Annotated in this window: 15 protein-coding genes; 5 read left to right on the top strand and 10 right to left on the bottom strand. The window is 62.8% G+C overall.

Annotation, left to right across the window (positions count from 1 at the left end; genetic code table 11):
- Positions 1-45: 45 nt before the first annotated feature.
- The 4 genes from OIU19_RS05255 to OIU19_RS05240 form a co-directional block, all read right to left on the bottom strand.
- The gene (locus tag OIU19_RS05255) at positions 46-297 is read right to left on the bottom strand and encodes a DUF2790 domain-containing protein (RefSeq protein ID WP_264233915.1); all 252 of its coding nucleotides are present in this window, start codon (positions 295-297) and stop codon (positions 46-48) included.
- 142 nt (positions 298-439) lie between these two features.
- Complete coding sequence (locus tag OIU19_RS05250; protein WP_264233913.1) at positions 440-1927, bottom strand: YifB family Mg chelatase-like AAA ATPase; 1488 nt, start codon at positions 1925-1927, stop codon at positions 440-442.
- Between the two features lie 123 nt (positions 1928-2050).
- Complete coding sequence (locus tag OIU19_RS05245; protein WP_264233912.1) at positions 2051-3205, bottom strand: hypothetical protein; 1155 nt, start codon at positions 3203-3205, stop codon at positions 2051-2053.
- Between the two features lie 131 nt (positions 3206-3336).
- Positions 3337-3627: an accessory factor UbiK family protein gene (locus tag OIU19_RS05240; protein WP_264233910.1), complete on the bottom strand. Its 291-nt coding sequence runs from the start codon at positions 3625-3627 to the stop codon at positions 3337-3339.
- A 419-nt stretch (positions 3628-4046) separates the two neighbouring features.
- Between OIU19_RS05240 and glnK the strand changes: the two genes are divergently transcribed.
- The 3 genes from glnK (at position 4047) to sutA (ending at position 6509) form a co-directional block, all read left to right on the top strand.
- Positions 4047-4385, top strand: a complete 339-nt coding sequence (gene glnK / locus OIU19_RS05235) for a P-II family nitrogen regulator (RefSeq protein ID WP_002555808.1) — start codon at positions 4047-4049, stop codon at positions 4383-4385.
- A gap of 47 nt (positions 4386-4432) precedes the next feature.
- Positions 4433-5755, top strand: coding sequence for an ammonium transporter (locus OIU19_RS05230; RefSeq protein WP_186552955.1), 1323 nt, complete (start codon positions 4433-4435; stop codon positions 5753-5755).
- 430 nt (positions 5756-6185) lie between these two features.
- Positions 6186-6509, top strand: a complete 324-nt coding sequence (gene sutA / locus OIU19_RS05225) for a transcriptional regulator SutA (protein WP_186552954.1) — start codon at positions 6186-6188, stop codon at positions 6507-6509.
- 104 nt (positions 6510-6613) lie between these two features.
- On the opposite strand, the gene OIU19_RS05220 is transcribed toward sutA, so the two are convergent.
- Genes OIU19_RS05220 through OIU19_RS05195 form a run of 6 tightly spaced genes read right to left on the bottom strand, consistent with a single transcriptional unit; the run spans position 6614 to position 11224 of the window.
- A complete protein-coding gene (locus OIU19_RS05220) occupies positions 6614-7309 on the bottom strand; it encodes an HAD family hydrolase (RefSeq protein ID WP_264233907.1) in 696 nt (231 codons plus the stop codon).
- Complete coding sequence (gene xerC / locus OIU19_RS05215; RefSeq protein WP_264233905.1) at positions 7306-8205, bottom strand: tyrosine recombinase XerC; 900 nt, start codon at positions 8203-8205, stop codon at positions 7306-7308. Before xerC ends, OIU19_RS05220 begins: the two co-directional genes overlap by 4 nt.
- On the bottom strand, positions 8205-8915 hold the full coding sequence (locus tag OIU19_RS05210) for a DUF484 family protein (RefSeq protein ID WP_264233903.1): 711 nt from the start codon (positions 8913-8915) through the stop codon (positions 8205-8207). The genes xerC and OIU19_RS05210 overlap by 1 nt, the downstream gene beginning before the upstream one ends.
- Positions 8916-8928: 13 nt before the next feature.
- Positions 8929-9759 carry a diaminopimelate epimerase gene (gene dapF, locus OIU19_RS05205; protein WP_264233902.1) on the bottom strand — a complete coding sequence of 277 codons (831 nt, stop codon included), beginning with the start codon at positions 9757-9759 and terminating at the stop codon, positions 8929-8931.
- Between the two features lie 4 nt (positions 9760-9763).
- Positions 9764-11011, bottom strand: a complete 1248-nt coding sequence (gene lysA / locus OIU19_RS05200; protein WP_186552949.1) for a diaminopimelate decarboxylase — start codon at positions 11009-11011, stop codon at positions 9764-9766.
- Positions 11012-11020: 9 nt separating this feature from the next.
- Complete coding sequence (locus OIU19_RS05195; protein ID WP_264233899.1) at positions 11021-11224, bottom strand: lipoprotein; 204 nt, start codon at positions 11222-11224, stop codon at positions 11021-11023.
- Between the two features lie 188 nt (positions 11225-11412).
- On the opposite strand from OIU19_RS05195, the gene cyaY reads away from it, so the two are divergent.
- Both cyaY and OIU19_RS05185 read left to right on the top strand, forming a co-directional pair.
- Positions 11413-11745 carry an iron donor protein CyaY gene (cyaY, locus tag OIU19_RS05190; RefSeq protein ID WP_264233897.1) on the top strand — a complete coding sequence of 111 codons (333 nt, stop codon included), beginning with the start codon at positions 11413-11415 and terminating at the stop codon, positions 11743-11745.
- A gap of 1 nt (position 11746) precedes the next feature.
- The gene (locus OIU19_RS05185) at positions 11747-11959 is read left to right on the top strand and encodes a DUF1289 domain-containing protein (RefSeq protein WP_264233895.1); all 213 of its coding nucleotides are present in this window, start codon (positions 11747-11749) and stop codon (positions 11957-11959) included.
- Positions 11960-12037 lie beyond the last annotated feature (78 nt).

Here is a 12037-nt window from a genome sequence, read left to right as displayed (position 1 = left end):
CGAAAGGGCCGCAAAGCGGCCCTGTTCGGTGTGTCTGACTCACGTTCAGTTCTGATTGGCGAGGGTGTTGGGTTGGCTGTAGCTCACCTGGTGTACCTGGCCATTGCTGTCGCGGTAGGTGAGTGTGGCGGTACTGCTGTGGCCTTGAGGGTTTGCCGGGGCCTGCACGCTGATCACCTGATCGATGTCCATGCCGTAGTGGTAGGCGCGGACTTCACCGGATTGGGCGAAGACACTGGCACTGCTGGCAACGGCGAAGGTGGTAGCGGCAATGGCGAAGCTTTTGCGAAGGGTCATGATCGTTCTCCAGATGAGTCGGTAGTGGGCGACGACTGCTTGCTGTCTGGAGGTAATATTGAGCGCAAATAGTTAGCGCGCAAAATATATTGCTGCTATGGCTGGGATTGAATCGGTGTATGGGCATCCCAGCCCGCTCCTGTCAGGACCCCGGCCGATACTGCAACGCCTCGGCCAGATGCGTGCGTGCGATGTCCTGCACCTGTTCCAGGTCGGCCAAGGTCCGTGCGACCTTCAGTAATCGGTGCGCCGCGCGCAGCGACAACGTCAGGCGTTCGCAGGCGTTTTCCAGCCAACGCTGGTCTTCGCCGCTCAAGGGGCAGTGCCGGCGCAGACCCTCGAGGTCGAGAAAGGCATTGGCGCAGCCTTGGCGGCGCTGCTGTACGTCGCGAGCTTCGGCGACCACGCGGGCGACGCTGGCGCTGGTCTCACCGCTGGGGGTGTTGGTCAGCACGGTGCTTTCGCGGGCCACGGTCAGGTGCAGGTCGATGCGGTCGAGCAGCGGGCCGGAGAGCTTGTTGCGATAACGCTGGATCTGCTCGGTGCTGCAGCGACAGCGTCCGCTGGGGTCGCCCAGGTAACCACAGGGGCAGGGGTTCATTGCCGCCACCAACTGGAAGCGGGCAGGGAAGCGGACTTTGTCCTTGGCCCGGGCGACGACGATTTCGCCCGATTCCAGCGGCTCGCGTAGCACCTCAAGCACCCGGCGTTCAAACTCGGGCAGTTCGTCCAGAAACAACACGCCGTGATGGGCCAGGGTGATCTCGCCTGGCTGTGGACGACTGCCACCGCCGACCAGGGCCGGCCCGGAGGCCGAGTGGTGCGGGTGGCGAAAGGGTCGCTGTGGCCAGCTGTTCAAGGGTGTGCGCCCGCTGACTGACTGGATGGCGGCAACTTCCAGCGCTTCGTGTTCATCCAGCGGCGGCAGTAAACCCGGCAAGCGGCTGGCGAGCAGGGTCTTGCCAGTACCTGGCGGGCCGGTGAACAGCAGGTTGTGCGCACCTGCCGCCGCTACCAGCAGGGCGCGTTTTGCCGCGATTTGGCCTTGCACCTCGCTCAAGTCTGGGTAAGGCCTGCTCTGCAGGACCAGGCCATTGGCAGCATAAGGTGGCAGCGGCACCTGGCCATTGAGGTGAGCGACCAGTTCCAGCAAATGGCCGATGGCATACACCACCAGCCCGCTCGCCAAGCTCGCTTCTTCGGCGTTATCGCGCGGCACCACCAAGGCGCGACCGGCCTCGCGGGCAGCGAGCGCGGCGGGTAGCACGCCTTGCACGCTGCGCACTGCCCCCGAGAGGGCAAGCTCTCCCAGGCATTCGATGTCGCTCAGGGTAGCTACCGGGACCTGGCCATCGGCGGCGAGGATGCCCAAGGCAATGGCCAGGTCGTAGCGTCCGCCATCCTTGGGCAGGTCGGCGGGGGCGAGGTTCTGGGTGATGCGCCTGGCGGGGTAGTTCAGACCGGCATTGACGATGGCGCTGCGCACGCGGTCCTTGCTTTCTTTGACCGTCACTTCCGGCAAACCGACCAGGGTCAGGCTGGGCAGGCCGTTGGCCAGATGGGTTTCAACGCTGACAGCCGGCGCCTGCACGCCGACCTGGGCGCGGCTGTGGACAAGGGCAAGGGACATGGACACTCCGTGGTCGCTGAGATGTAGGCCGCCTCCTGCGGCTTTTCAAAGCGTAGCGGCGCCGTCACCGAGGCAACTGGAAAGAGTGAGTCGAGGTTTTACCGGCAAGCGCAGGTGCGCGGCTTACGCTCTGGTCAGCCACTCGGCCATGGCGGAATCTTCCAATGCGTATTCGCCGCGATTGGCTTTCCATACCAGCTCTTGCTCGCGCAGCACCTCAAGGGCTTTCTGCACATTGGGAGCCGTCGCGTTCGGCAGGTTCTGGCCCAGCTCCAGCCGACGGTTGATTTCTGTGAAGGTCTGTTCACTGAACGGCGAAAACGGCTGTTTGTCGATGACGCGCCGCGCCATCACCGCCAATACCGCCTGCTGCAAGGGCGAAAGCTCGTTGAAGGCACTTTCGTAATCACTCCAGACCCCGGCCTGGTGATTGAGTGCACCGGTTTTCAGCAACTCGCCAAGATTGCCCGCTTCGCCCAAGCCGACACTGACTTCCGCGAGCAATTTGGCGAGCATTTCCGGGCGTCTGCCGACCAGGCCGAATGCATACTCGAGATCTTCGACCTTGAACTGGTTGGTAGCGGCCAGGCGTTGGTTCCACACCTGGGTGATGAATGCGACGAACTCTTTGCCCAGGAGCGGAAAGGGCGTGATGTTGGCGCCATAGAAGGGCTGTTTGCTTTTGAGTACCAGGTTGGCCAGTTTGTCGCGACTTGATCCGGTGAATACCAACCGTAGGCCATCCGGGTCGCTGCCGCGGTTGAGCTGGTCGCGGGCAGCCTTGAGGGCAAACATGGCGTTGATGCCGCTTTCGGTATTGAGCGCGTGCTGCGCTTCATCGATCACCAGCACGACCATCTTGCCCGCTACCGCATGCAATACCCCCAGTGCCTGAGCCAGGGTGGTGCCTTGTGGCAGGCGCGGCTTGCTGAAATCCCAACTCAGGGTACGGAGCAAGTTGATCTTGTCGATTCCCGCCTTCTTGGCGACTTTTTCGAACGCGCTTTGGTATTGGCCCAAGGCGTTACCGATGGCGGCGCTGATCAAGTCGGCGGGGTCTGCTTCGCGGTCTGCCCAGAGGTCGACATACACCGGCAGCCAGCCACGGCGTGCGCACTCCGGGATCAGGTCGTTGTTGAGGAAGGTACTCTTACCCGTACGCCGCGGGGCTGCCAGGAACATCCCCGAGCTATAGTCGACCAGCGATTCCCCGGCCAGATCGTTGGCAAGTGTCTTGGCCAATAGCTCTCGTTTGAAGATCGGGCGGGAAGGGCTCATCGAATTATCCTAAATTATCTCGCTTGGTATAATTTATACCTAAAAAGATAATCTTGGTATAAAACAAAATTCAGGCCCCGGCGCCTGCCCCCTGGCGGGGCAGGGCTAACGACCCTAAATGACGGCCTGCGTCAATCTGCTGCGGGATCCGCTGTTGGCTGGGGCGCCGCAGCGGGAGCCATCCGCGCATCCAGCTCGGCGACCTGTTTCTCCAGAGCCTCCAGGCGTGCACGGGTGCGCGCCAGGACCACCATCTGACTGTCGAATTCTTCGCGGCTGACCAGGTCCAGCTTGCTGAAGGCGCTTTGCATGAGGACTTTGAACTGGCTTTCCAGTTCGGCGCGTGGTTGCGCGGTGTCGCCGCTGAACAGGCGTGAGGCTTGGTCGCTGAGGGCGTCGAGTAGGGCTTTGGGCGCGAGCATGTTCGGCTGTCCGCTTGATCAGTGAAAAGAGCGCCAGTGTAGCACGCCACCTTTGGCTCTCTGGCTGCCCCTGCGTTGCACAGTTTTTGCGCAGCGCCCCTGAATGACGCGCACCGAAGTTGTGCATGTTTTTGCTGGTGGCGACTGGCCAATCCTTCGTGTTTCACGCAACAAGCTGTTTTTGGGCGGTTTATCCGACCTGGCAAGGTTTCTGCAAAGACCTCTGCGAGCCATGCACTGATGCAGTTCCTTGTGACCAGGCAGTGCGCAGGCCGAGCCGAAAGGCTGTTCAGCACCGTCGAGGCGTGCATCGACGGTGAGGAGGGTGCCAACGATGCGTTACAAAGCCGGGCGCTGCGCTTAGACTTGAGACGGGTTTGTTTTCCTGGGGCAAGTCCACCAAATCGGGAGAGAGTTTCATGAAGCTAGTCACTGCCATCATCAAGCCGTTCAAGCTGGACGACGTGCGCGAGTCGCTGTCGGAAATCGGCGTGCAGGGCATCACCGTCACCGAAGTCAAAGGCTTCGGTCGGCAGAAGGGCCACACCGAGCTGTATCGCGGTGCTGAATACGTGGTCGACTTCCTGCCCAAGGTGAAGATCGACGTTGCCATCGACGACAAGGACCTGGACCGGGTAATCGAGGCCATCACCAAGGCCGCCAACACCGGCAAGATCGGTGACGGCAAGATTTTCGTAGTCAATCTGGAGCAGGCGATCCGCATCCGTACCGGCGAAACCGATACCGACGCGATCTAAGCAACAAAAAAAGCCTCACCAAACCCAACGCCCCAGGAGAAAACAACATGACTCTGCGTAAGATCGCAGGGCTAGGAGCCCTATTGTCCCTCGCAATGCCAGGCCTCGCCCTGGCCGAGGAAGCTGTCCCCACGCTGAACTCCGGCGATACCGCCTGGATGCTCACGGCGACGGCGTTGGTCCTGTTCATGACCATTCCGGGCCTGGCCCTGTTCTACGGCGGCATGGTCCGCTCCAAGAACGTGCTGTCGGTAATGATGCAGTGCTTTGCCATTACCGGCCTGATGAGCATCCTGTGGATGGTCTACGGCTACAGCCTGGCTTTCGATACCACCGGTATGGAAAAAGGCGTTCTCAATTTCAGTTCCTTTGTCGGCGGCTTCTCCAAAGCCTTCCTCAATGGCGTTACCCCTGACAGCCTGACCGCTGCCTTCCCGGAAGCGGTGTTCATCACCTTCCAGATGACCTTCGCCATCATCACTCCGGCGCTGATCGTCGGTGCCTTCGCCGAGCGGATGAAGTTCTCGGCGATGCTGATCTTCATGGCCGTGTGGTTCACCCTGGTGTATGCGCCGATTGCGCACATGGTCTGGAGCGGTGACGGCGCGCTGATGTGGGACTGGGGCGTACTGGACTTCGCTGGCGGCACCGTGGTGCACATCAACGCCGGTATTGCAGGCCTGGTCTGCTGCTTGGTACTGGGCAAGCGCAAAGGCTACCCAACCACGCCAATGGCCCCGCACAACCTGGGCTACACCCTGATGGGCGCAGCCATGCTGTGGATCGGCTGGTTCGGCTTCAACGCAGGCTCCGCGGCTGCGGCCAACGGCACTGCGGGCATGGCCATGCTGGTCACGCAGATCGCCACCGCTGCTGCGGCGCTGGGCTGGATGTTCGCCGAGTGGATCTTCCATGGCAAACCGAGCGCCCTGGGCATCGCTTCGGGTGTGGTTGCCGGTCTGGTCGCCATCACCCCGGCCGCTGGCACCGTCGGCCCGATGGGCGCCCTGGTGATCGGCCTGGCCTCGGGTGTGATCTGCTACTTCTGCGCCACCAGCCTCAAGCGCAAGCTGGGCTATGACGACTCGCTGGACGCCTTCGGCGTGCACGGCATCGGCGGCATCGTCGGCGCGCTGCTGACCGGCGTGTTCGCAGCACCGGCCCTGGGCGGCTTCGGCGCGGTCGAGGACATCGGCGCGCAGTTCTGGATCCAGGCCAAAGGCGTGATCTTCACCGTGGTCTACACCGCCATCGTCACCTACGTGATTCTCAAGGTGCTGGATGTGCTGATGGGCCTGCGGGTCAACGAAGAAGAAGAGTCGGTCGGCCTCGACCTGGCTCAACACAACGAACGCGGCTACAACCTGTAACTGCGACGCTGGAAAAACTTGCCCGGTTCGCCGGGCATTTTTTTGTCTGAATTTTGCAGTTTCGCGCACAGCAAACGGTTTATCTGCGCCGTTTGCGACGCGCGCAAAAAACTTACAACACATAGGGCGTTTATGGAGCTTTGCTTTTTCTGCGAGCACGCTAGAATGCGCGCCGAAGGGTGTTAGACGAGTAGTCCCCACACTTCGCTACCCTTTGCTAGGCTTGCCAATATCGTATGGCCAGCAAGGGCTCAAAAGATTTCGTCAGGTCCTGCCAGGAGCAGGGCCTGCAGGGTCCCGCCGCCCATCCGGAGGCGGATGCCCAGGGCAGTGGCCAACCCACGGCCAGTTGAATTTTCACCGGTGGCGGCCGGTCTACGGCTGCACTGGTCTATAACTAACCTGCTTTTCGCAAGTCATGAGGTAGAACATGAGCGACGACGATCTGGAAAATGATGACCTCGAAGTAGGCGACGAAGACGAGGCGGATGACGGCCTGGAAGCTGCGGCTGACGACGGCGCGGAAGACGCTGGCGACGATAGCCCCGCTCCGGTTGCCAAGGGCAAGTCCAAGGCGGCGGTCTCGGTAGACGAGATGCCGAGCATGGAAGCCAAGCAAAAGGAGCGTGATGCGCTGGCCAAGGCGATGGAAGAGTTTCTGTCGCGCGGTGGCAAGGTGCAGGAAGTGGAGGCCAACGTGGTCGCCGATCCGCCCAAGAAGCCGGACAACAAATACGGCAGCCGCCCTATCTGAGTGGTTGTTTGCAAAAGAGCCCGCCGTCGCTGCGGGCTTTTTTGTGGGTGATGGCGCCGGGCAAGCCCGCTCCCACCCAGTCGCTTGAGTGCTTGCTGATTGCCTCAGCGCCAGCGCGCTAGCACCTCGGGTAATTGCGACAGCCGCTGAATCTCCGCGTCCGGCGCTTTCTCGCCGGCCCAGGCCTTGCCTTGCGGGTTGAACCACACCGCGCGCAAACCGGCGCGCTGGGCCCCGGCGATGTCATCGCCAGGATGGTCGCCAATGTGCACGGCATGCGCCGCCTGCACTTCACCGCGCTTGAGCGCTTCGAGGAAGGGCGCCGGGTCTGGCTTGCCAATCCCCAGGTCCTCGGCGCACAGGGCGAACTTGAAGTAATCCGCCAAGCCGATCCGGCTGACGTCGGCATTGCCATTGGTGACCACGCCTAGGGTGTAGTGGTGGCGCAGGATCTCCAGTACCGGCTGCACTTCAGGGAATACCTCGACCTGATGCCGCGCATGCAGGAACACCTCGAAGCCTTCGTTGGCCAATGCCTGGGCCTGCTGCTCGCTATAGCCGACCTCTTCCAGAGCATGGAACAGCACCCGCCGGCGCAGGGCGCTGATGCGGTGCTTGAGCCCAGGCTCAGCCTGGACCAGGCGTTCGCGGATGGCATACAGGTGCTCGACCGGCACACCGCCCAGGCGCGGGGCGTTGGCTTCGAGCCAGTCGCGCAGGACGGTTTCGGCGCTGAGAATGACCGGTGCGGTGTCCCACAGGGTGTCGTCCAGGTCGAAGGTAATCAGCTTGATGCTCATGAGTCTGTGCCTTTGCTGCGTTTGGCCCGGGGGTGGGCGCTGTCGTACACCGCGGCCAGGTGCTGGAAGTCCAGGTGGGTATAGATCTGCGTGGTGCTGATGTCGGCATGGCCGAGCATCTCTTGCACGGCGCGCAGGTCCTGGGACGATTCCAGCAAATGGCTGGCGAAAGAATGGCGAAGCATGTGGGGATGCAGGTGCTGGCCCAGCTCGCGCTCTCCGGCCGCCTTGACCCGCAGCTGGATGGCCCGTGGGCCCAGGCGCCGGCCTTGGCGGCTCAAGAACACCGCGTTGTCACGGGGGGCGCTGATGCCGCGCAGCTTGAGCCACTCTTGCAACGCCTCGCGGGCTTTGCGACCGACTGGCAGAACGCGGGTCTTGTTGCCCTTGCCCTGGACCTGGACCAACCCAGCGGCCAGGTCCAAATGCTCAAGATCGAGGTTGGTCAATTCCGATAGGCGCAGGCCTGAGGAGTAGAACAGCTCAAGAATGGCCTGGTCGCGGCGGGCGATGAAGTCGTCATCGACGCCGCCTTCGAGCAGTTGCAGGGCGCGGTCGGTGTCCAGTGCCTTGGGCAGGCGCTTTTCGCCCTTGGGCGGCGACAGACCATTGGCTGGGTCGTGCGTGCAAACGCCTTCGCGGTTGAGGTAGCGATACAGCCCGCGCACTGCCGACAGCAGTCGGGCGATGCTACGTGAAGACTGGCCATGGTGATGCTGGCGCGCCACCAGCTGGCGCATCTGCTGTATCTGCAGCGCTTGCCAGCTGGCGATGCCCTGGCTGTTGCAGTATTCGAGGACCTTTTCCAGGTCGCGACGGTACGCCAGCTGGGTGTGTTCCGACACCTGGCGCTCGTTGCGCAAGTGTGCGCAATAAGCCTCCAGCTGGCGCTCCATCAGCGCACCGGTCGCAGGGTCTGGGTCAGGCGCGGGACGACCCGGCCGAGCACTTCGGCGATGTAGCTGAGGAACAACGTGCCGACCGTGCTTTTGTAGTGCTGCGGATCGCGGCTGCCGATGGCCAGGACGCCGTGCAGGCCCTGGTATTCCAGCGTCGCGACCGCACTGGAACCGACTTCCTTGCGCTGCTCGTCACCGAACAGGAAGGCCAGCTCGTGTTCGCGCAGGTTGCCGCTGACGGTCTTGCCGCTGCCCAGCAGAGCCCCGATGGCCTGTTGCGCCTCGCTGTTGCTGACCCAGCGGCCGACGGGCGTGGCGTTCTCGCCAAACAGGATCAGGCTGACGAAGGGCACCTGGAATTCCTGGCGCAGGCTGTCTTCGACGGCCATCACCACTTCTTCCAGGCTACTGGCATCGAGCAGGTCGAGAATCAGCCGGCGGGTTTTATCGAACAAGCGGTCGTTGTCGCGGGCCACGTCCATCAGTTGCGACAGACGATGGCGCATCTCGATGTTGCGGTCGCGCAGCAGCTTGAGCTGGCGCTCCACCAGCGACACGCTGTCGCCGCGCTGGTGGGGGATACGTTGCTCTATGAGCAGTTCGTCGTGCTCGGCGAAGAACGTCGGGTGGGCACGCAGGTAAGCCACCACCGCCTCGGCATCGAGGTCGGTGGTTTGTTCGGGTACAACCTGTGGCTGATCGGTCATGGCGGTTACTCGCTTAGAGACGAACCTGTCCTTCGTAGACACGTACGGCCGGGCCGGTCATCAACACCGGTTGGCCTGGGCCAGCCCATTCGATGCTCAGGCGTCCGCCTGGCAGATCGATGGACACCGGCGAATCCATCCAGCCCTGGCTGATGGCGGCCACCGCAGCGGCGCAGGCGCCGGTACCGCAGGCCTGGGTTTCGCCGGCGCCGCGTTCCCAAACCCGCAGGTTGGCGCGGTGACGGTCGATGACCTGGATGAAGCCGGCGTTGACCCGTTGTGGGAAGCGCGGGTGGTTTTCGATCTTCGGGCCCAGCGCGTGTACGGGCGCGGTTTGCACGTCGTCGACGCGCAGTACCGAATGTGGGTTACCCATCGAGACGGCGGCGATCGAATAGCTCTGGCCGTCGATTTCCAGCGGATAGCTCAGGGCCTGTTCGGGCGCCTCGAACGGAATATCCACCGGATTGAACCGTGGCGGCCCCATGTCGACACAAATCTGCCCGTCGTTGCGCACGTCCAGCTCGATGATGCCGCCTTTGGTTTCGACGCGGATCAGTTTTTTCGCGGTCAGGCGCTTGTCCAGCACGAAGCGCGCAAAGCAGCGCGCGCCGTTGCCGCACTGTTCGACCTCGGAACCGTCGGCGTTGAAGATCCGGTAGCGGAAATCCACGTCGGGATTGTTCGGCGCCTCGACGATCAGCAGCTGGTCGAAACCGATGCCGGTGTGCCGATCACCCCATTGCTTGGCGTGCTTGGGCTGGATGTGCGCGTGCTGGCTGACCAGGTCGAGGACCATGAAGTCGTTGCCCAGGCCGTGCATCTTGGTGAAACGCAGCAGCATGGTTTCACTCCGGCAGCAGGCTTTCGCCAGCGAACAGTTCAGCAATGGTCTCGCGGCGACGTACCTCGAAGGCCTGGTCAGCGTCGACCAGCACCTCGGCGCAGCGGCCACGGGTGTTGTAATTCGAGCTCATGACAAAACCATAGGCGCCCGCCGACTCGACGGCCAGCAGATCGCCTTCGGCCAGGTTCAGCACGCGGTCCTTGGCGAGGAAGTCGCCGGTCTCGCAGATCGGCCCGACCAGGTCGTAGGCACGGCCTTCGCCGTCACGCGGCTGGACCGCGCTGACGCCCATCCAGGCCTGGTACAGGGCTGGGCGGATCAGGTCGTTCATCGCCGCATCGACGATGGCGAAATCTTTGTGTTCAGTGTGCTTGAGGTATTCGACGCGGGTCAGCAGGACGCCGGCGTTGGCCACGATGTAGCGGCCTGGTTCGAACACCAGGGCCAGGTCACGGTCGCCGACGCGTTCGCGGATGGCCTTGACGTAGTCGCCGGCCAGCGGCGGCTCTTCGTCGCGATAACGCACGCCGACGCCGCCGCCCAGGTCCAGGTGGCGCAGCAGGATGCCGCACTCACCGAGGCGGTCGATCAACGCCAGCAGGCGGTCGAGGGCATCGAGGAACGGCTCCAGGGTGGTCAGCTGCGAACCGATATGGCAGTCGACGCCGACCACTTCCAGGTTCGGCAGCTGCGCGGCGCGCACGTAGACTTCTTCGGCATCGGCGATGGCGATACCGAACTTGTTTTCCTTGAGGCCGGTGGAGATGTACGGGTGGGTACCGGCATCGACGTCCGGGTTGACCCGCAGCGAGACCGGGGCAACCTTGCCCATCTCGGCGGCCACCACTTGCAGGCGCTCCAGCTCATCGGTGGATTCGACGTTGAAGCAGTGCACGCCGACTTCCAGGGCGCGACGCATGTCTTCGCGGGTCTTGCCGACACCGGAGAACACCACGCGGTCAGCCCGACCGCCAGCGGCCAAGACCCGCTCCAGCTCACCGCCAGAGACGATATCGAAGCCTGCGCCCAAGCGGGCCAGCAGGTTCAGCACGCCGAGGTTGGAGTTGGCCTTGACCGCGAAGCACACCAGGTGCTCGACGCCTTGCAGGGCATCGGTGTAGCTGCGGTATTGCGCCTCGATGTGAGCGCGCGAGTAAACGTAGGTCGGCGTACCGAACCGTTCGGCGATGGCCGAGAGGGCCACGCCTTCCGCGAACAGCTGGCCGTCGCGGTAGTTGAAAGCGTCCATTGGATTTCCTTACTGCGCTGGCTGCTGCTCGGGTTCTTGCTCTGGCTGCGGCGCTGGCTGCTGCGAGGGCTGAGCGTGCTGGTGCTGGTGCGATTTGTTGGCTTTGCCGTTCTTGCCGTCTTCCGGCAGGTACAGGGGGCCCTTCTGACCGCAGGCCGAAACGAGGCAGGCAACCGCGACCAGCGCCGCGAGGGAGGAAATCAGGCGCTTCATTGGTGAAATCCTTGAAATATGCAGTATTGCGCCCGAGTATACCGAGCGCCTGCCTGATTGCCTATGCAAGGGCCGGTCCGCCTGGCGGGCGCGGGCCTGCCTCGAGATTGGGTTATCCTTTGCATTCGCCGGCCAGCGTCCGTATCGTGCCCCGCTTGCCGTAAGCAGCCAATTTCGAGGTTTGTGTAATGAGTTTGAGCGAAGCGCGTTTCCACGATCTGGTCGACGCGACCCAACAGGCCCTGGAAGACCTGTTCGATGAAACCGACCTGGACCTGGACATGGAAAACTCCGCCGGCGTGCTGACCATCAAGTTCGACAACGGCAGCCAGCTGATCTTCAGCCGCCAGGAGCCGCTGCGCCAACTGTGGCTGGCTGACAAATCCGGGGGCTTCCACTTCGACTACGACGAAGAAAGCAAGAAGTGGGTCTGCGAGAAAAGCGAGGAGCTGCTCGGCGAAATGCTCGAGCGCATCGTTTGGGAGCGGGTCGGCGAGAAGCTGGACTTCGACGAGATCTGAGATGAGCGAGCAGCCGCGGCCACCCAAGCCGCTCTACAGTAATGTCAGCACCGCGGTGAAGTCGCCGTGCATCAGCGTTTGTCGGTTGGATGAGCAGCGGGTGTGCACCGGTTGCCACCGCCATGTCGAGCATATCCGCGAATGGCGCTCGGCCGACGACGAACGGCGCCGGCAGATTTGCCGCGAAGCCGAGGCCCAGCGCGCCCGGGCTTGAGTATTTACCCGGCTGTGATACTGTCGGGCTCTGCGTCGGTGCTGCCGAAAGCATTCACAAACCCCGCCCTTGGGCGGG

This window comes from Pseudomonas sp. BT-42-2, assembly GCF_025847435.2.
GTDB classification, from domain to species: domain Bacteria; phylum Pseudomonadota; class Gammaproteobacteria; order Pseudomonadales; family Pseudomonadaceae; genus Aquipseudomonas; species Aquipseudomonas urmiensis.
The sequence above is the reverse complement of the archived record's forward strand: the minus strand, read 5'-3'. Positions and strand labels throughout refer to the sequence as shown.

Coding starts and splice junctions, on each gene's coding strand:
- OIU19_RS05255 (WP_264233915.1), bottom strand. CDS start 297: ATGACCCTTCGCAAAAGCTTCGCCATTGCCGCTACCACCTTCGCCGTT.
- OIU19_RS05250 (WP_264233913.1), bottom strand. CDS start 1,927: ATGTCCCTTGCCCTTGTCCACAGCCGCGCCCAGGTCGGCGTGCAGGCG.
- OIU19_RS05245 (WP_264233912.1), bottom strand. CDS start 3,205: ATGAGCCCTTCCCGCCCGATCTTCAAACGAGAGCTATTGGCCAAGACA.
- OIU19_RS05240 (WP_264233910.1), bottom strand. CDS start 3,627: ATGCTCGCGCCCAAAGCCCTACTCGACGCCCTCAGCGACCAAGCCTCA.
- glnK (WP_002555808.1), top strand. CDS start 4,047: ATGAAGCTAGTCACTGCCATCATCAAGCCGTTCAAGCTGGACGACGTG.
- OIU19_RS05230 (WP_186552955.1), top strand. CDS start 4,433: ATGACTCTGCGTAAGATCGCAGGGCTAGGAGCCCTATTGTCCCTCGCA.
- sutA (WP_186552954.1), top strand. CDS start 6,186: ATGAGCGACGACGATCTGGAAAATGATGACCTCGAAGTAGGCGACGAA.
- OIU19_RS05220 (WP_264233907.1), bottom strand. CDS start 7,309: ATGAGCATCAAGCTGATTACCTTCGACCTGGACGACACCCTGTGGGAC.
- xerC (WP_264233905.1), bottom strand. CDS start 8,205: ATGGAGCGCCAGCTGGAGGCTTATTGCGCACACTTGCGCAACGAGCGC.
- OIU19_RS05210 (WP_264233903.1), bottom strand. CDS start 8,915: ATGACCGATCAGCCACAGGTTGTACCCGAACAAACCACCGACCTCGAT.
- dapF (WP_264233902.1), bottom strand. CDS start 9,759: ATGCTGCTGCGTTTCACCAAGATGCACGGCCTGGGCAACGACTTCATG.
- lysA (WP_186552949.1), bottom strand. CDS start 11,011: ATGGACGCTTTCAACTACCGCGACGGCCAGCTGTTCGCGGAAGGCGTG.
- OIU19_RS05195 (WP_264233899.1), bottom strand. CDS start 11,224: ATGAAGCGCCTGATTTCCTCCCTCGCGGCGCTGGTCGCGGTTGCCTGC.
- cyaY (WP_264233897.1), top strand. CDS start 11,413: ATGAGTTTGAGCGAAGCGCGTTTCCACGATCTGGTCGACGCGACCCAA.
- OIU19_RS05185 (WP_264233895.1), top strand. CDS start 11,747: ATGAGCGAGCAGCCGCGGCCACCCAAGCCGCTCTACAGTAATGTCAGC.